The 17643-nt window shown below is 69.2% G+C and carries 14 protein-coding genes, 1 tRNA gene and 1 pseudogene; 12 read left to right on the top strand and 4 right to left on the bottom strand.

Annotated elements, in window-relative coordinates:
- Nucleotides 1–31: 31 nt before the first annotated feature.
- The 4 genes from FY030_RS13135 (at nucleotide 32) to FY030_RS13120 (ending at nucleotide 5174) form a co-directional block, all read left to right on the top strand.
- Nucleotides 32–1417 carry a sugar ABC transporter substrate-binding protein gene (locus FY030_RS13135; RefSeq protein ID WP_158061908.1) on the top strand — a complete coding sequence of 462 codons (1386 nt, stop codon included), beginning with the start codon at nucleotides 32–34 and terminating at the stop codon, nucleotides 1415–1417.
- 112 nt (nucleotides 1418–1529) lie between these two features.
- Nucleotides 1530–3218 carry an ABC transporter permease subunit gene (locus tag FY030_RS13130; RefSeq protein ID WP_158061907.1) on the top strand — a complete coding sequence of 563 codons (1689 nt, stop codon included), beginning with the start codon at nucleotides 1530–1532 and terminating at the stop codon, nucleotides 3216–3218.
- A gap of 1 nt (nucleotide 3219) precedes the next feature.
- Nucleotides 3220–4155 carry a sugar ABC transporter permease gene (locus FY030_RS13125; RefSeq protein WP_158061905.1) on the top strand — a complete coding sequence of 312 codons (936 nt, stop codon included), beginning with the start codon at nucleotides 3220–3222 and terminating at the stop codon, nucleotides 4153–4155.
- Nucleotides 4156–4160: 5 nt separating this feature from the next.
- Complete coding sequence (locus FY030_RS13120; protein WP_158061904.1) at nucleotides 4161–5174, top strand: LacI family DNA-binding transcriptional regulator; 1014 nt, start codon at nucleotides 4161–4163, stop codon at nucleotides 5172–5174.
- Between the two features lie 49 nt (nucleotides 5175–5223).
- Here FY030_RS13120 and otsB read toward each other — a convergent pair whose 3' ends face one another.
- Together otsB and FY030_RS13110 are read right to left on the bottom strand one after the other, a co-directional pair.
- The gene (otsB, locus tag FY030_RS13115) at nucleotides 5224–6006 is read right to left on the bottom strand and encodes a trehalose-phosphatase (protein WP_158061902.1); all 783 of its coding nucleotides are present in this window, start codon (nucleotides 6004–6006) and stop codon (nucleotides 5224–5226) included.
- Entirely contained in the window at nucleotides 6006–7481 is a 1476-nt protein-coding gene (locus tag FY030_RS13110; RefSeq protein ID WP_158061900.1) for an alpha,alpha-trehalose-phosphate synthase (UDP-forming), read from the bottom strand. Before FY030_RS13110 ends, otsB begins: the two co-directional genes overlap by 1 nt.
- Nucleotides 7482–7610: 129 nt before the next feature.
- On the opposite strand from FY030_RS13110, the gene FY030_RS13105 reads away from it, so the two are divergent.
- The 7 genes from FY030_RS13105 (at nucleotide 7611) to FY030_RS13075 (ending at nucleotide 14547) form a co-directional block, all read left to right on the top strand.
- Nucleotides 7611–9539, top strand: a complete 1929-nt coding sequence (locus FY030_RS13105; protein WP_158061899.1) for a serine/threonine-protein kinase — start codon at nucleotides 7611–7613, stop codon at nucleotides 9537–9539.
- Between the two features lie 193 nt (nucleotides 9540–9732).
- Nucleotides 9733–10848, top strand: coding sequence for a transglycosylase family protein (locus FY030_RS13100; protein ID WP_158061897.1), 1116 nt, complete (start codon nucleotides 9733–9735; stop codon nucleotides 10846–10848).
- Between the two features lie 107 nt (nucleotides 10849–10955).
- Nucleotides 10956–11028, top strand: a tRNA-Thr gene (locus FY030_RS13095).
- Nucleotides 11029–11179: 151 nt separating this feature from the next.
- Nucleotides 11180–12304 (top strand): tyrosine-type recombinase/integrase, encoded by a 1125-nt coding sequence (locus tag FY030_RS13090; protein WP_238348335.1) that lies wholly within the window; start codon nucleotides 11180–11182, stop codon nucleotides 12302–12304.
- 282 nt (nucleotides 12305–12586) lie between these two features.
- Nucleotides 12587–13270 carry a hypothetical protein gene (locus tag FY030_RS13085; RefSeq protein ID WP_158061894.1) on the top strand — a complete coding sequence of 228 codons (684 nt, stop codon included), beginning with the start codon at nucleotides 12587–12589 and terminating at the stop codon, nucleotides 13268–13270.
- 121 nt (nucleotides 13271–13391) lie between these two features.
- Entirely contained in the window at nucleotides 13392–14084 is a 693-nt protein-coding gene (locus tag FY030_RS13080) for a helix-turn-helix transcriptional regulator (protein WP_158061893.1), read from the top strand.
- Nucleotides 14085–14118: 34 nt separating this feature from the next.
- Nucleotides 14119–14547: a hypothetical protein gene (locus tag FY030_RS13075; protein ID WP_158061892.1), complete on the top strand. Its 429-nt coding sequence runs from the start codon at nucleotides 14119–14121 to the stop codon at nucleotides 14545–14547.
- Between the two features lie 642 nt (nucleotides 14548–15189).
- On the opposite strand, the gene FY030_RS13070 is transcribed toward FY030_RS13075, so the two are convergent.
- Both FY030_RS13070 and FY030_RS17370 read right to left on the bottom strand, forming a co-directional pair.
- Entirely contained in the window at nucleotides 15190–15636 is a 447-nt protein-coding gene (locus FY030_RS13070; RefSeq protein WP_158061890.1) for a hypothetical protein, read from the bottom strand.
- Between the two features lie 289 nt (nucleotides 15637–15925).
- Complete coding sequence (locus FY030_RS17370) at nucleotides 15926–16153, bottom strand: pentapeptide repeat-containing protein (RefSeq protein ID WP_420371886.1); 228 nt, start codon at nucleotides 16151–16153, stop codon at nucleotides 15926–15928.
- Between the two features lie 801 nt (nucleotides 16154–16954).
- Between FY030_RS17370 and FY030_RS16930 the strand changes: the two are divergent.
- Nucleotides 16955–17164, top strand: a pseudogene (locus FY030_RS16930) (IS3-like element ISAar45 family transposase); the annotation flags it as partial.
- Between the last annotated feature and the right edge of the window lie 479 nt (nucleotides 17165–17643).

Genomic DNA, 17643 nt, shown 5'->3' with positions numbered 1-17643 from the left:
CGGGTGCCGCCCCCGGTTCGAAGGAGAACGCATGAAGCGCACCACCGGCGTGATCGCCTCAGCTGCCGTCGCAGCCCTGCTGCTGGCCGCCTGCGGCGACACGGACACGGACACGGAGGAGACTCCGGCCGCAGCCGAGGAGACGGCCACCGAGACCGAGGCCACTGAGAACGAGGCCACCGAGACCGAGGCCCCCGCCGCCGAGGACGAGGAGACCACCGAGGACGCGGCTCCTGAGGATGAGGCGACCACCGAGGACGCGGGTGAGGAGCCGGCCGCCAGCGACGGCACCAGCCTGGTGATCTGGGCCGACGACCTGCGGTCCGCCGCGCTCGAGGACGTCGCCGCGACCTTCGAGGAGGAGACCGGCGTGCCGGTCACCCTGCAGGTCGTGGCCAACGAGAACCTGCGCGAGCAGTTCGGCGACGCGGTCAGCGCCGGTGCCGGCCCGGACATCGCCGTCGGTGCCCACGACTGGCTCGGCGAGCTGGTCCAGAACAACGTCGTCGCCCCGGTCCAGCTGTCCTCCGACCTGGTCGGTCAGTTCTCCCCGGAGAGCGTCGAGGGCTTCACCTTCGAGGGTCAGACCTACGGCGTCCCCTACTCCGTGGAGTCCCTCGCCCTGATCCGCAACGTGGAGATGGCGCCGGAGGAGCCGGCGACCTTCGAGGAGCTCGTCGCGACCGGTCAGCAGCTGGTCGAGGACGGTGAGGCCGAGCTGGTCATGGCACAGGAAGTGGGCCAGGAGGGCAACGCCTACAACATGTACCCCTACCTGGCGGCCTACGGCGGCGGCATTTTCCCGCTGCTGGACGAGGGTGGTTTCGACGGCAGCCAGGCCATCCTGGACAGCGAGGAGACCCTGCAGGGCGCGGAGAAGATCGCCTGGCTGGCCGAGCAGGACGCCCTGACCGTCAACCTGGACGGGTCCAACACCATCCCGCAGTTCGTCGAGGGCAACACCGCCTTCCTCGTCTCCGGCCCGTGGGCGATCCAGCAGGCCACCGACGCCGGGATCGACTACGCGATCAGCCCCCTGCCCGACTTCGAGGACGGCGGCGACCCCTCCCCGTTCCTGGGCGTCAACGGCTTCTACGTCTCGGCCAACTCGCAGAACCCGCAGATTGCCCAGACCTTCGTGCAGGAGTACGTCTCCCGCGTGGACGTCCAGGTTGCGCTGTTCGAGGCTGGCGACCGCCCGCCGGCGCTGACCGCAGCCTACGACGAGGTCGCGGCGGCCAACGAGGACATCGAGGCCTGGGGACTGGCTGCCGAGGGTGGCACCCCGATGCCGAACATCCCCGCGATGAACGCCGTGTGGGGCCCGCTGGGCATCGCCACCGCCGCCATCGTCAACGGCCAGGACCCGGCCGAGCAGATGGACACCGCGCAGGCCGAGGTCGAGACGGCGCTCTGAGCTTCGAGCTGGACCGCTGACCGCAGCGGGCGGGTGGGCACCCACCCCGGGTGCCCACCCGCCCGCCGGTCTGCCCCGGCATACCTGCTTCCTTCCTCATCAGGAGACATCGATGTCACAGTCCGTCATCGACCCACCGGGCAGCACCGGCGAGCCCCCGGCTCCCGGCACCGGCGACGGGGTCCGCACACCCGCCGGGGTGCACGCCGCCAGGTGGGCGCTGATTGCCGCCGCCCTGCTGGGCCTGGGGTATGCCGCGCAGCAGGCCATCGAGGCCGGCTCCTGGCTGATCGTCACCGTGGTGGCCTTCATCGCGATGTCGATCCTGGTGGTCTACTCCACCCAGCGGTTCATCCCCGCCAAGTACCTGCTGCCCGGCCTGATCCTGCTGGTGCTCTTCCAGATCTGGCCGATCGTCTACACCGCCGCCACCGCCTTCACCAACTACGGCGACGGGCACACCCTGTCCAAGGACGAGGCAATCGTGGCCGCCCAGGCGCAGTCCGTGCGCCAGGACCCCGACGCACCGCGCTACGGGATGTCGGTGGCCGTGCCGGAGGGGGAGCCGATCGAGACCGGCGAGCTGTCCTTCCTGCTCACCGCCACCCCCACCGCCGACGCGGAGGAGCTGGAGGAGGGCGCCGAGGAGACCGGTGACACGGGGGAGAACGTCACCGCCGACGGCTACCAGCTGTTCGTCGGCACCGAGGAGGGCCTGGAGCCGCTCGCCGCCGAGGGGGTCAGCGTGCGGGCCAACGGCACGGTCGAGACCGCGCCCGGCTACCGGGTGCTCAACCTGCTGGAGGCCAACCAGCGCTCCCGGGAGGTCACCGACCTCGCGGTGCCCGTCGGAGAGAGCGGCTCGGCTGTCAAGGCCGCCACCACCTCGCAGGCCTTCGTCGGGCAGCCGACGATGGTCTACGACGAAGAGGCCGACACGATGACCAACGCCGAGGGCAAGGTCTATGTCGCCAGCGAGACCGGCAACTTCGTGCCCGAAGACGGTGAGGGCGCAGCGTTGCCGGCCGGCTGGACCGTCAACGTCGGCTTCGACAACTTCCTCACCATCTTCACCGACCCCGCCTTCCGGGGCGGCTTCCTGAAGATCTTCGCCTGGAACCTGGCCTTCCCGATCATCTCGGTGGCGAGCACCTTCGTCTTGGGCATGCTGCTGGCGATCCTGTTCAACGACCCGAGGTTGAAGGGCAAGGGCATCTACCGCTCGCTGCTGGTGCTGCCCTACGCGTTGCCGGTCTTCGTGACCGGTCTGATCTGGGCCGCCATGTTCAACCAGCAGTTCGGGCTGATCAACGACATGACCGGGCTCAACGTGAACTGGCTCGGTGACCCGTGGGCGGCCCGGCTGGCGCTGATCATCACCAACCTGTGGCTGGGCTTTCCCTACATGTTCTTGATCTGCACAGGGGCGCTCCAGTCGATCCCCACGGACGTCAAGGAGGCGGCCGCGGTGGACGGCGCCGGGCCGCTGCGGACGCTGGTCTCGGTGACCATGCCGCTGCTGCTGGTCGCGGTCGGGCCGTTGCTCATCGCCAGCTTCGCCTTCAACTTCAACAACTTCACGCTGATCTACCTGGTCACCGACGGTGGGCCGTTCGTCGACGGCAACAGCCTGGTGGGCAGCACCGACCTGCTAATCAACTTCTCCTACCGGATCGCGTTGGAGTCGGGCAACCCCAACATCGGGCTCGCCTCGGCGGTCAGCATCGTGATCTTCATGCTGGTCGGCGCCATCAGCTACGTCGGCTTCCGCCAGTCCAAGGCTCTGGAAGAGGTGAACTGACATGACTCAGTCCACGACCGCCGCCAACACCGCCGCCGCGATGGCCCCCCGCCCGCGCCGGCCGAAGCGGCACACCAGCACCTCGACCGTGACCAGGCCCCGGTCCGGCGTGTGGTGGCGGCACGCGCTCGCGCTGGTCGCGGTGGCCTGGGCGCTGTTCCCGGTGCTCTACATCCTGTCCGCCGCGCTGAACCCGGTCGGCACCCTCAGCGCGACCTCGCCGCTGCCGCAGACCTTCTCGACCAAGAACTTCACCGACCTGTTCAACTCCGGGACGTTCCCGTTCTGGACCTGGTTCCGCAACAGCCTCATCGTCGCCGGCGTGGGCACAATCTTCCAGGTCTTCATCGGGGCGATGGCTGCCTACGCCTTCTCCCGGCTGCGGTGGGCCGGTCGACGCCCCGGTCTGATGGCCCTGCTGCTGGCCCAGATGTTCCCGGTGATGCTGGCCTTCCCGGCGCTCTACATCATGTTCCTGCGCATCGGTGACGTCATCCCGCAGATCGGCCTGAACACCATCTGGGGCCTGCTGCTGGTCTACCTGGGCGGCGCGATGGGCTCCAACGTCTGGCTGCTCAAGGGCTACTTCGACACGGTGCCCAAGGAGATGGACGAGGCGGCCAAGATGGACGGCGCGGGGCACGCGCGAATCTTCTTCACCATGACCCTGCGCCTGGTCGCGCCGATCCTGGCCACCGTCGGGATCCTGGCCTTCGTCACCCTCTGGGGCGAGTTCATGCTGGCCAGCATCTTCCTGCTCGACCAGGACCAGCGCACCCTCGGCATCGGCCTGTACTCGCTGAACATGGCCGACCGCAACACCTACTTCGGGATGTTCGCTGCAGGCGCGCTCATCGCCTCGATCCCGCCGGTGCTGGTCTACCTGAGCCTGCAGAGGCAGCTCATCGGCGGGCTCACCTCCGGCTCGGTGAAGTGAGCACCGTGAGCGCTGCCACACCCCGGCTGGCCGACCTCGCGTCCTATGCCGGGGTCAGCGAGGCGACCGTGAGCAGGGTGCTCAACGACAAGCCCGGGGTCGCGGCCGCCACCCGGCAGTCGGTGCTCACCGCCATCGACGTGCTGGGCTACGAGCGGCCCAGCAAGCTGCGGCGCAGCAGCGCCGGCCTCATCGGGCTGGTCGTGCCCGAGCTGACCAACCCGGTCTTCCCGATGTTCGCCCAGATCGTCGAGACCCAGCTCGCCGGAGCTGGTTACACCCCGGTGCTGTGCACGCAGACCCCGGGCGGGGTGCACGAGGACGAGTACGTCCAGATGCTCCTGGACCGGGGCGTCTCCGGGATCGTCTTCGTCAGCGGCCAGCACGCCGACACCCGCGCCGGCACCCAGCGGTATGCCGAGCTGCGTGAGCGCGGCCTGCCGATGGTGCTCATCAACGGCTACCGGGAGGACGTCGACGCGACCTTCGTCAGCCATGACGACCGGGCCGCGATGCAACTGGCGGTGCGCCACCTGCGTGACCTGGGGCACACCCGGGTCGGCTTCGCCACCGGCCCGGCCCGCTACGTCCCGGTACAGCGGCGCGCCGAAGCCTTCCATGAGCTGATGGCCGACGTGCCTGGCTTCGACGGTGACGAGATGGTCAGCACCACGCTGTTCACCGTCGAGGGCGGCGCCGCTGCCGGCAAGCAGCTCATCGAGGCGGGCGCGACCGCGATCATCGCCGGCTCGGACGTGATGGCGCTGGGCGTGCTGCGCGCCGCGGACCAGCTCGGCTGCGCCGTCCCCGGCGAGCTGTCCGTCATCGGCAGCGACGACGTGCCCTTCATCGGGTTCGTCGACCCGCCGCTGACCACCCTGCGGATGAACGTCAACGCGATGGCGGAGGTTGCGGTGGGGGCGGTGCTCGGCGAGATCGCGGGCGAGGAGGTCGAGCACCGGGAGTACCTCTTCGCCCCAGAGCTCATCCTCCGCGGCTCGACGGCCCCGCCGGGTTGAGGCCGTCGCGGGCAACCGCCGGCGCGGGTAACCGCCGGCGCGGGCCCGCTCAACGGCGGGCGTCCAGCAGCGCCTGGAAGACCTCCACCAGCTCGTGCTCGTCGGCGACCCGGTGCTGCGCGGCGGTCTCGCCGTCGCCGACCCGGACGGTCAGCCGGCGGGCGGCCCGCTCCTCGCGGTCGTTGGCGGCCAGCGCGGCGAAACCGTGCTCGTCGGTGACGTCGTCCCCGGCGTAGAAGACGGCGTCCACCCCGAGGTCCTCGGCCAGCCCGAGCAGCGCCGCGCCCTTGCCGACGTGGGCGACGGCGAGCTCGACGACCTCCTTGCCGGGGGTGGCCACCAGCGCGGTATGCCGTGCCCCCAGGGCGGACGCCGCGTCCAGGGCGGCGGGTCCGGCCACGGGGTCCATCCGGCGGGTGTGCACCACCCGGCCGGCGGGCTTGTGCTCGACCCAGGCGCCGGGGTGGTCCTCGACCAGGGTGGCCAGCTCGTCATCGAGCGCGGCCAGCAACGCCTGCTGCGCCTCGGTGAGCGCGAGCCCTTCGCGGTGCCGGGAGTCTTCCGCGCCGTGCGAGCCGAGCAGCACCATCTCCGGCGTCGCGCCGGAGAGCACGGCGAGGTCGCGCAGCGCACGTCCGCTCACCAGGGAGACCGTCACCCCGGGCAGGGCGGCGAGCTCGGTGAGGCGCTCCATACCCCCCTCGACCGGGCGGGAGTCGCTGGGGTCCGGCACCAGCGGGGCCAGGGCTCCGTCGAAGTCGGTGGCGACCAGCAGCGTCGGACGGCCGGCGAAGGCCTCCACGGCGGCGAGCAGATCGGGGGAGAGGGGCATCAGGACTCCTGGAGGCGGGACGAGCTCTTGGCGGGGCGGTCGGGTGCGGCGGCGAGGGCGGAGAGGAACTCCCCGGCCCAGGTCTGGACGTCGTGGTTGTGCACCCTGCGGCGCAGCGCGGACATCCGCCGACGCTTGGCGGCCGGGTTGTCGCGGATCGCGCGCAGGATGGTCTCCTTGAGCCCGGCAATGTCGTGCGGGTTGCACATGTAGGCCTGGCGCAGCTCCATGGCGGCCCCGGTGAACTCCGAGAGCACCAGCGCGCCGCCGCCGTCGTGCCGGGCGGTGACGTATTCCTTGGCGACCAGGTTCATCCCGTCGCGCAGGGGAGTGACCAGCATGACGTCGGCCACCTGGAAGAAGGCGGCGATCTCCTCGCGGCCGAAGGACTGGTGCAGGTAGTGGACCGCGGTGTCGCCCAGGTGGGAGAAGTCGCCGTTGATGCGGCCGACCGTGCCCTCGATCTCCTCGCGCAGCAGCCGGTAGGCTTCGACCCGTTCGCGGCTGGGGGTCGCGATCTGGACGAAGACGACGTCCGGCGGGGCGATCTCCCCGTCCTCCAGCAGCTCACCGATGGCGCGCAGCCGGTGCCGGATGCCCTTGGTGTAGTCGAGCCGGTCCACGCCGAGCAGGACCACCTTGGGGTTGCCCAGCGAGGCGCGGATCTCGGTGACCCGGTCCTGGACCTCGGGGCTCCCGGCCAGCTCGCGCAGGCCCTGGGCGTCGATGGAGATCGGCACCGCGGCTGCCCGGACCCGTCGGGGTGCGGCACCCAGCTGTGCGTCGTCCGCGCCCGCCCAGGTCACGACGTCGCCCTTGGCGGTGGCGCGCAGCACGGAGCGGCAGGCGCGCATGAAGTTGCGGGCGTCATCGGCGCGCTGGAAGCCCAGGAAGTCGGCCCCCAGCAGGCCGCGCAGGATGGCGGCGCGCCAGGGCAACTGGGAGAACAGCTCCACGGGAGGGAAGGGGATGTGGTTGAACCAGCCGATGCGCAGGTCCGGACGCCGGTCGCGCAGCAGCGCCGGCACCAGCTGCAGCTGGTAGTCATGGACCCACACGGTTGCGCCCTCGGCTGCGACCTCTGCGACGGCCTCGGCGAAGCGCTCGTTGACCCGTCGGTAGGCGTGCCACCAGGAGCGGTGGAAGGTGGGCGGGACGATGACGTCGTGGTAGATCGGCCACAGGGTGTCGTTGGAGAAGCCCTCGTAGTAGTCGGCGACCTCCTCCGTCGACAGGGGCACCGGGCACAGCCGCAGCGCACCGTCGTCGAACGGCTCCGGCGCCTCACCGGCGAAGCCCGCCCACCCGACCCAGGCGGCCTCGCGATCCTGCATGACCGACTCCATGGCGGTGACCAGGCCACCGGGGCTGGTGCGCCACTCGACGCTGCCGTCGGGGTGCACGTGCCGGTCGACCGGCAGCCGGTTGGCGGCGACGACGAAGTCGAAACCCGAGCTGCTGGATGCGGGAACCATCTGACCCCTTCGTTCGTCAGGCTCTGGAGCGAATCTGCCTTGCCCACCCTAGAGGTAGGCCGCTCCGGGTGACGGCTCGCCCGTCACCTTCTCACCCCCGACTCATGGAGAGCGCATACCGTGGAGCCCGTGACCACCGAGCTGCCCCGATCCTCCCGCCCGGCAGTGGGCGGGACCCGGCCGGTGCCCATGCCGGGGACGGGTGAGCCGGGGGAGGGGCAGTACGCCGCGGACGGGCGCGCGGCCGCTGAGTACGCCAGGGAGCGCCCCACCGAGCAACCCACCCAGCACCCCACCGAGCCGGTGTCGGTCGTGGTGCCGCGCCGGCTGGGCCGCTATGAACTGCTCGAGCGAGTCGGTGAGGGAGGCATGGGAGTGGTCTGGCGGGCCGCGGACCGGCGCCACCCCGGCCGCGAGGTCGCGATCAAGGTGCTGCGGCCGCACATCGCCCACGACGAGGGGGCTCGTGAGCGGTTGCGCCGGGAGGTGCACACGCTGGCCCGGGTGCATCACCCACAGGTCGCGGCAGTCCTCGACGCCGACGTGGACGGGCCCGCGCCCTACATCGTCACCGACTTCGTGCCCGGCCCGCCCCTGGACGCAGTGGTGGACGAGGAGGGCCCGCTGCACGGCGAGGAGCTGCTGGGTGTGGCCCGGGGGCTGGCCAGCGCGCTGCACGCGATCCACGAGGTGGGGATCGTGCACCGCGACCTCAAGCCCGGCAATGTGCTGCTCGTGGGGGAGCCCGGGGCGCGGGAGCCGGTCGTCATCGACTTCGGCATCGCCCAGCTCGCCGACGACGTGCGGCTGACCTCGACGGGGCTGGTCATGGGCACCCCGGGCTACCTGTCGCCGGAGATCGCCGAGGGGGGAGCGGTCAGCCGGGCTACCGACTGGTGGGGCTGGGCGGCCACCTTGGCGTATGCCGCCTCGGGCCACCCGCCCTTCGGTCGGGGGCCGATCACCGTTGTCCTGGACCGCGTGTCCCGCGGGCGGCTGCAGCTGGACGGTGTCGACCCGGGGTTGCGTCCCCTGCTCGCCGCGGCCCTGGACCCGGACCCGGCCCGGCGCCCCACGGAGGACCAGGTGCTGGATGGCCTGGAGCGGTATGCCCGGCACGAGGACGTGACCGGGGCGTTGCCGGTCCTCCCCCCGGATCCCGAGTGGGGGGCCGGTGCGGACCAGACCCACCTGCACGAGCTGACCGACCCGACCCAAGTCGCGCCGCAGCGGACCGTCGCCCGGACCCGGAGGACCCCGGTGTCGCGGCCGTACGAGGAGGAATCCCGGGCACAGGACCCCGGCCCCGGCTGGCGCGAACCCGCACCACGGCCGGAGCACTATGGCCCGGCCGGACACGAGGGGTATCACGACGGGTATGCCGAGGATCCCTACGGCTTTGCGGAGGATCCCTACGGCCCGGAGCAGCCTGAGCTCGACCCGCGCATCGGGCGGCGGGCCCGGACCGGGACGTTGACGGCGATGCTTGCGGCCTTCGTCGGGCTGGCCGCCGTGGTCCCGCTGGTGGCGTGGGGGTTATATGCCCTGTGGGCCGTGGGCGCCCGCACCGTGGACCGCACCGTGACCGGGCTGGTCCTGCGCCGCCACCGGGCAGGCAAGCGAGCGACCGACGTGCCGGTCACCGTGCTGGCCTCCCCGGTCCACCTGGTGGTGGCCACGGTGTCCACCGCGTTCTCGCTCCTGCTGCCGGTGGCCATGGCTGCGGTCGTCGCGCTCGTCTTCTCCGGGTTGGTGACGAGCACGGAGCTGCTCGCCGGCGTCGGGCCGGAGCAGCCCCTGTCGATGGCCGTCGGGGCACTCGTCGGTGGTGGGCTGAGCTGGTGGGGCCTGGCCAGCACCTCACTGCGCCGCGGATCGCGCACCACGGTCCGCGCCACCGTCCCCGAGGGTGCGGCCACGGTCGTCCTGGTGGTGGGGTGCCTGGTCGGTGCCGCCGTGCTGGGGTTCGCTGCCTACCAGGGTGGTGACCGCGTCTCCTGGTGGCCGCTCCCTCCGGGCACCACACTGCTCGACCTGGTCCCCTTCACCCTGCCCTGACCACCGGTGCCCATGGCACCGCCGAGGCGGGCACGGTATACCGCCGATAGCGCACCCAAGTGATGATCTGGGGGAAGGCGCGACGTGACCCTGGTCACATTCGCTTCCCCGCAGCGGCGGTGATGGCCTAGTTTGGTGCGGGCGTCAGTCCCAGACGCCTCACGCATCACACATCTTCGCCGGAAGGACCTCCATGGCCCGCCCCGCTCAACATCGCGCCCCTGCGACCCGCGCCCGTTCCGTCGTCCGCCGGGCAGGCTATCTCGGCCTGGCCAGCGCTGCCTCCCTCGCCACCGTGGGCCTGACCGCCCCTGCCGCCTCGGCCCACAACCACAATGTGTGGGACCGCGTCGCCCAGTGTGAGTCCACTGGCAACTGGCACATCAACACCGGAAACGGCTACTACGGGGGCCTGCAGTTCTACCAGCCCACCTGGGTCGGCTTCGGCGGCCAGGAGTTCGCGGCCTACGCCCACCAGGCCACCAAGCTGCAGCAGATCCAGGTCGCCCAGCGGGTCCTGCAGGTGCAGGGCCCGGGCGCCTGGCCGGTGTGCTCGGTGCGCGCCGGACTGACGCTGCAGAACGGCAGCCAGCCCTACCCGGGCACCGAGGACCCGGCGCCGCCGACCCCGCCGCCGGGTGAGACGGGCACCTGGTGGGTGTCCGCCGGTGCCGGTGCGAACATCCGCTCCGGGCCCGGCACCCACTTCGCCGTCGTCGGCAGCGCCGCCCGCGGCACCCAGGTCGTCGGCACCGCCAGCAACGGCTGGGTCAGGATCTCTGACGGCCGCGGCTGGGTCAGCCTGACCACGCTGACCACCAGCAACCCGGGGACACCGACCCCGCCGCCGGCGCCGCCGACCCCGCCGCCGTCCGACCCGACCCCGCCGCCGGGGGAGACCGGCACCTGGCAGGTGTCCGCGAGCGTCGGCGCCAACATCCGCTCCGGCCCGGGCCTGAACCATCGCGTCGTCGGTGGCGCGGCCCGCGGCACCCAGGTCACCGGCGCGGCCAGCAACGGCTGGGTCAAGCTCTCCGACGGCCGTGGCTGGATCAGCCTGACCACGCTCGCCCCCGTCGGGTCCCCCACGCCGCCGCCGTCCCCGGCCCCGCCCGGCGAGGCCTCCACCTACCGGGTCTCCGCTCCCGGCGGCGCCAACATCCGCTCCGGCCCGGGCACCAACCACTCGGTGATCGGCGGCGCCGGCCACGGCACGCAGCTGCGTGGCACGCCGCAGAGCAACGGCTGGATCAAGCTGGCCGACCGCAACGGCTTCGTCTACAGCGGGATCGTCAGCAAGGTCGGCTGACCCTCTCCGATCGTGCGCCTGAGGCCCGGCACCCGCTCCTGTTGCGGATGCCGGGCCTCAGCCTCGGCGCAGGTAGCATCGCAGTCGCCGGCCCTGCGGTCGGTTCCGCTGGCGTGGCGCAATTGGTAGCGCACCTGTCTTGTAAACAGGTGGTTGAGGGTTCGAGTCCCTTCGCCAGCTCTCGTTCTGACCAGGCATTGTAGGCCGCTGACCTGCAAGTATGCCGGATCCACCGCGTTCGCGGCCGTGGTCACGCGTTGACAGAAGTGAGCACAAAGCCCCACTCTTGTTGCACGTATGTTGCACGCTGTTGCACGAGATGGGGTGGCCGATGGCGACGAGACGAGGCTTCGGGGCACTGCGCCGGCTGCCGAGCAAGCGGTGGCAGGCGAGCTACACCGGGCCAGACCTGCAGCGGCATACCGCGCCGCACACCTTCTCCTCGAAGGGTGACGCCGAGGCCTGGCTGGGCCAGGAGTGGGCGCTGGCCAACCGTGACGACTGGGTCGCCCCCATGCGTCGGGCCGAGATTGCAAAGCGGCTGGCGCCGCCCACCTTCGACGAGTACGCCCGGCAGTGGCTGGCCGACCGGTCCCTCAAACCGCGGACCCGGGAGGGCTACCAGCATCTGCTGCGGCGATACCTGGAGCCGGCGTTCGGTGAGCTTCTCGTCCCCGACCTCACGCCGGCTCTCGTGCGTCGGTGGTGGGCCGGACTGTCACCGAAGCACCCGACGGTCAACGCCCGCGCCTACGCGCTGCTTCGAGCCATCCTCAGCACCGCCGTCACCGACGAGCTCCTCGCCAGCAACCCCTGCCGGGTGCGGTCCGCGTCCAACCCCCCGACCAAGAAGGAGATCCACCCGGCGACGCTTCCCGAACTGGACGTGCTCGTGAAGAAGATGCCGGACCAGCTCGGTGCCGTTGTCCTACTCTGCGCCTGGTGCGCACTCCGGGTGGGGGAGGTGCTTGAGCTGCGCCGGCGCGACCTCGACCTGAACCGTGGTGTCGTCAAGGTCACCCGGGCGGTGACATGGGTGAAGGGCCAGCCGATCGTCGGCACACCGAAGTCGGCCGCCGGGACTCGAGAGGTGAGCGTGCCGCCGCACATCGTCCCCGCCCTGGAGCAGCACCTGGAAAAGCACGTCCGGTCCGAAGCGAATGCGCTGCTTTTTCCTTCCATGCGCGACAACCAGCGTCATCTGCAGCCGACGGTGCTGCACACGGCCTGGCGCAAGGCACGAGCCGCTGCCGGCCGCGAGGACCTCAGGATCCACGACCTGCGGCACACTGGCGCCACCATGGCCGCGATGACCGGAGCCACCCTCGCCGAGCTGCAGGCTCGCCTCGGACATTCGACTGTCGCTGCCGCACTGCGCTACCAGCACGCCGCCCAGGGCCGCGACGCCGAGATCGCCGCCAAGCTGTCCGACCTCGCCCGCCAGCCCGAACTATGAACGCGCCGCAGCCGATCTGGTCGCGCAGAGGGCACGACAGGGGCGACGGTGGACCCGTCGGCGTGGCCTAGCGCTGTCCCCCCCTTGGCCCGCGGGCCTGACGGCGCCATACTCCCAAGCACCCGCCATCCTCGAAATCTTCTGCGCGTGTCGTCTGCTCCCCTCTCGACTCCGAGAGTCGGATTCACCTTGACCAAAGAGCACGTGTGCCGCCCGAGGGGCGCCACGCTGAGGTTTGCAACGGTAGGCACAGAAGCGGACCGGCTCTGAGAGAATCGGTCGGTGCCGCTGAGGGTCAGCGTTGGGAGGAGGTGCGCCGTGGAACGCTTCTCGTCGGATGACGTGTGGCCCGAGCACCCGAAGCCTCACTGGAGGGAGACCCTGCGGTACGCCCAGACCCACGGATGGTCTCTCGAGTCTGGAGGTCATTGGGGGACCATCTTCTGCCCGACCCGCGAGTGCTTCAAGCCCATTTACGCAACGGGGACGGGCGGGGAGACGGTCGCGAAGGACACGAAAAAGTTGGTTGACCGATGCCCGCACTACACAGGTCCGCCGGGGGTGCTGGCCGGAGCGGAACTGAAGTTGAATCAAGCGGAGCGGTTGATCACAGCGGCGGAGGCCCTGTACGAGCGGGACGAGACGGACAAGGCGTTCGAGCTCCTGGCCGGGGCCGACGAGCTCCTCAACGACGGCGAGATGGATGAGGCGACCTGGGATGAGGCAGGACGCCTGATTGATGCGCGCGACGCACTTGAGGCCGAGGCTGCGGCTGCCTTCGTCGAGGCTGCGGTAGAGCCCATCGAGGCGCCCCTCGCCGTTGCGCTCGCAGATGAGAGAGTCGATGATGCGAGGCGAGATCTGCGGACCAAGCACTTGCCCACCGACCGCGTCCGGGAGCTGCGCGATCAGGCCAACGCGCTGAGGCGCCGCACAGACGCGCTCCGTGCCCGGATCGTTACCTGATCTGACTGGGCGCCCCTAGAGGAACGCGGCACAGTGTGCGACAGTTAGCAGGGTCGGTTGTCATGTGTCAACCGTTCGGGTCTAGGATGTGCGGATCGCCGTGCAGATGGGAGGAGACGTCATGACGACAGCTGTGCGACTTCGGGTCACTGGGGTGGACCTTCACAGTGAAGCGACTAACGATCTGATCGCACGTTACTTCCCCGACTACTCGTGGGCCTCGGTCGATGGCCAAGTCACCGTGACCATCTTTGTACCAGGTGGCGACGTGGTGGGACATGTTGTCGAGGCCGCGAACGAGATCAAGAATCGACTCCCCGACGCCAAAATTACTCGAGTCCACCGTGACTTCGTAACGATGAGCGACGTCGCAGCACGTGTGGGCTTGTCACGAGAGGCCATCCGTAAGTGGACCCACCGCAAGGGCGACGACGCGTTTCCTGCGCCAGTTGACACTGTGGGCGGCCCGCCGTCCGGGGCTGTGAAGATCTGGGATTGGGCCGAGGTTGTGCCGTGGCTCGAGAAGGTCTACGGACTCGCCATGGACGAAAACCTTCCGGACCATCTAACTATCGCCCACATCGACGCGTGTTTGGCCAATGTTCGGGACTTCCTTGACCGAGACTGGCAGCAGGTGGGGTCGCAGACCGCACGCGGGGCGCGCGTAGCCCTGCTGGCGCCGCGTACGTCAATCATGAGCACGGTCATCTTCGGATTCGCGCAGGAAGACTTAAGCGTAGGCAAGTGCTCTTTGCGCGACCCATTCGATTGGACGCCATCCCCGGCCGCTTGGCGTTCGAGGGACTATGTCTAAGGCAGCCGAGCCTGGCACTGATAGCATTGCCGAAATGGAAGATCTCGTTCCGCGAACGCGCATTCGGGACGTGCTTGTTCAGCGTATCGATGGGGAGCTGCGGCGCACACCCCCCGCCGACGTGGATGTGCGTCTAACGACGACTCCCCCGTGGTACCACGTTGAGGCGGCCGAAGGGGTCATCTTGGTGCGGTTCGCCAACAGGGCCGAATACGTGTTGCCTGAAGCGGAGGAAGAGGAGCCGGTGCTGGTTGGCTACCTAGAGGTTGCCCACATGGTCGAGATCGAGCTGGAAGGCGACGCCGTCCCCTCCGATGAGTCGATCGAATATTTCATACAGCAGAACGTGCTGTTCATGGCGTACCCATATTTCCGAACGGCACTGCATCGCCTGCCCGGTGAGTTCGGACTGCCCGCTGTGGTCATGCCGTTCTTGCGTCGGGAGCCTAACTCCGCGCCTTAACGGGTCAGTGCACTGCTGCTTGCGGTTCACCTTGTCCCCGGGCTACGACCTCTGACTTCTGGGCGCCCGGCCTCTGCTTGGCAGCGATAGTTTCCCGTAGTTGTCGAGCCGATGCATGACCGGACCTGTTTGACAGTCGCCCGCCCAGACCGGTTAGGGGTTCAGGTGGGCCGCCTCCGGTGCAGCTTGTTGCCTCGATCGGAGAAGGAGATTGGGACCCAGGGACAGCGCAGGTTCGAGCGCGGCGAACCGCCGCTTGACAGAACCAGAACTTGGGATGTCTCCGCTGTAGGACGGGCGTCAATGGTCGGTGGCAGCGCGGGCGAGGGTGCGACTGCTGCGCCCCTGAGTCGTCGGAGTTCGAGGAAGTCATCGGCCCTGCGGTCGAGCGTTACTCCTGGACGCTCCTCGCCCGTTGCCAGTCGATTTTCCGGGCCTGTTCGGTTGTTCCGACTCCTCCGGGCCGTCTCGAGCAGGAGTAGAATTCTTCTGGCTGCGGCCCGTTCCCTTGGTCAAGGTTCTTCGCGTCGGTCGGGCGCCTTAGGGTGGCGAGAAACTCCGGCCGTGGCGTCACGAGTGTCCTCAGAGACCTCAAAGTCAAGGCCATCCCGATCAGGCAGACGCCCAACGACACCAGCGCGATTACCGCGTACAGCTGGCCCGCCCCCGCGAATACCCAGCCCACTCCCCAGAAGGCTCCGCTGAAGCCGAATCCGACAACAGCCACGCCGAGAGATAGGACAGCCACCCACAGTCGACACGTGCGACCTGTCGTACCTGCAGTGGGGAGCTGAAAGTGCCGTCAAGGACCGCGCCCATCGCGAGGTTGCGCGCGTCAATCTCCTGCGTCAGCTCATCCAGTGTGAGGTAGAAGAACGCCCAGCCACCTAACACCAGCACGGCAAGCAGCAGCGCTGCTGTCACCTCCCGGGGTGAACCCAGGTCGCCGAGAAGGGTGGCCCCAAGAACCCCCGCCGCGATCACCAGCAGCAACCCGAGGATCAGCACGGCTCGCGAACCTGGAGTGGCCTTGGGCTCGACCTGATGGGCAATGAGCTCCGCGGCAGCCCGCTCGTGCAGGGCGCGCACGATGGGCTGCGCACTGCCTGCGTGGCGTCAGCGATCTGTCGCCACTGCGCTTCATCGCGCCGCAGGCGGACCACCGGCCCGACAGTCCTAGACGCTGTCCACAATGCCAGGGCCGTGGTGGTCACCGCAGTCAGCACACCAACTAGGGCAGTAATGTTGTCGGTCGAATCCACGAACGCCTCTCCTATCGCCGAATTGGGTTATCCGTCACATTCCTATCAACTATCGTGCCTGATAATGCAGCGCGGCTCGCCTCTCGGTGATGTGGCTGGAGCGATGACCGAGTCAGTCACGGCCGTTCCACAGCGCCGGTAACCGGAGGCCACCCGCGGAACGGTTCACCGTCCCTCGTGACCTGCGCATCGTCGCTGGGCCTGGCGTCTTCAAGTCCACACACTCGAGCGTCCCCGCCAAACGTGACTTCGCTGAATGACGTGGAGCCGGCGAACGTTGCAGGGCGGAACGTGGCGCTTTTCAAAAACTTTGCACCGTCAGATCGAACGTCGCTAGAGAAGATGGCCCAGGCAAACGTAGTTCGTCTTGAGCAGGCTACCTTCTTTAGCCGACCAAACCGGAGAACGTCCCACCGTTGAACCCAGCGCGTGCGGAGAGCGTGGCACCGTCGAGCATGGTATAGACACGGGAGAACCTTGGGCCGCTAACCCGACGTGCTTTTGGAATCCGGTACGCGTCATCGTCCTGCGGGCCGTCGAGCCAGGTGTCGGCCATGTTCGCGACGGCCCGGTCATGCCAACTGAGACTGTCCGCTAACCGATCACGCTCATTCATGGGCCGATGATGCCAGCATCGGTGCCCTGGAACGCCAAGCCTCAGCGGCCTGCCGCGGTTGAATCCGCGGTTTGTCGCCGCGGGTGCGAGTCCTCGCCCTTGTCCTCCTCACCATCGCCACCGCCGTCGTCGTCACCGACAGCCGGATCAGCCTGTCGCACCTCCCGCGGCCGTCAGCTTGTCATCCCCGCACCACGCCAACGTTTCCTGCGTGCTCAGCCCCTCCTCCTCGATTAAGGAACGCAGCGCCCGCCCTGCCCACCTGCTCACAGTCACGCACCACCGCGTCCCGCTCAGTTGAAGCCACGGCCACCACCTCGCGCTCCACTTCGACAACCGCCGCTCCCTGCTTCGCCTGCTCCTGGCGCACCTTCGCCCGAGCCCGCCGAGCACGCGCCCGCGTCTGCTGCCTCACCAACTGTTGAGGTGCTGTTGCCAGGCGGTGTTCTCGTCGTTGAAGATGCGGTAGCGAGTGCAGCCGTGCGGGACGCCGACCCAGTGGTTGGCGAGTGGGCGTAGGGCCAGTTTGGTATGCGCGGTGAAGGACGTCTGGCCACGCCGGATCGTGGGCTACTCCATCGCCGAGCGGATGCCCTCGGCCCTGGCTGTCGACGCACTCGAGATGGCCACCGCCCGCCGCGGCCGTGACACCGTCGCCGGCTGCGTGGTCAACGGAGATCGGGGCAGCCAGTTCCGTTCGCGCCCCGTCGTCGCGGTCCTGCATGCAAAACACGACCTGTACCGGGCCCATGTCTCCCGAGGGTGTTCCGTCGACCGACGCGTTCAACCCACGACGTCCTACCCCTGCTTCGCTGCGCTCAACACCATCACACATCTTGCACCGACGGGGTTGAGTATATCGTTGGCACGAATCAGGGTGACAAGAAGCGAGCCATCGGAGGCTCTCATGGAGATCGAGCCGAGCAAGGTCCCTAGTGGTAGGGACGCACCCTCCATGTCCCGCGAGCCGGGGCAGAAGGTTGTCTGCGGATGGTGTCGCGCACAGGTCCCTATCCCGCCTCGGGGGCGGGTGCCGAAGTGGTGCTCCAGTTCCTGCCGACACCGCGCTTGGGAGCAACGTCGTGCCGCCGACGCGGGGCTTGCGGCTGTCGAGGTCGTCGACCGCGTCGTGGAGGTCGTCAGGGTCGAGAAGGTCGTCGAGGAGCGTCGGGTGGGGGTGCCGGTGGTGCAATCACCCCGGTCTGCTCGCGAGTGGGT

This window comes from Ornithinimicrobium pratense, from assembly GCF_008843165.1.
Classification (GTDB): domain Bacteria; phylum Actinomycetota; class Actinomycetes; order Actinomycetales; family Dermatophilaceae; genus Ornithinicoccus; species Ornithinicoccus pratensis.
The sequence above is the reverse complement of the archived record's forward strand: the minus strand, read 5'-3'. Positions and strand labels throughout refer to the sequence as shown.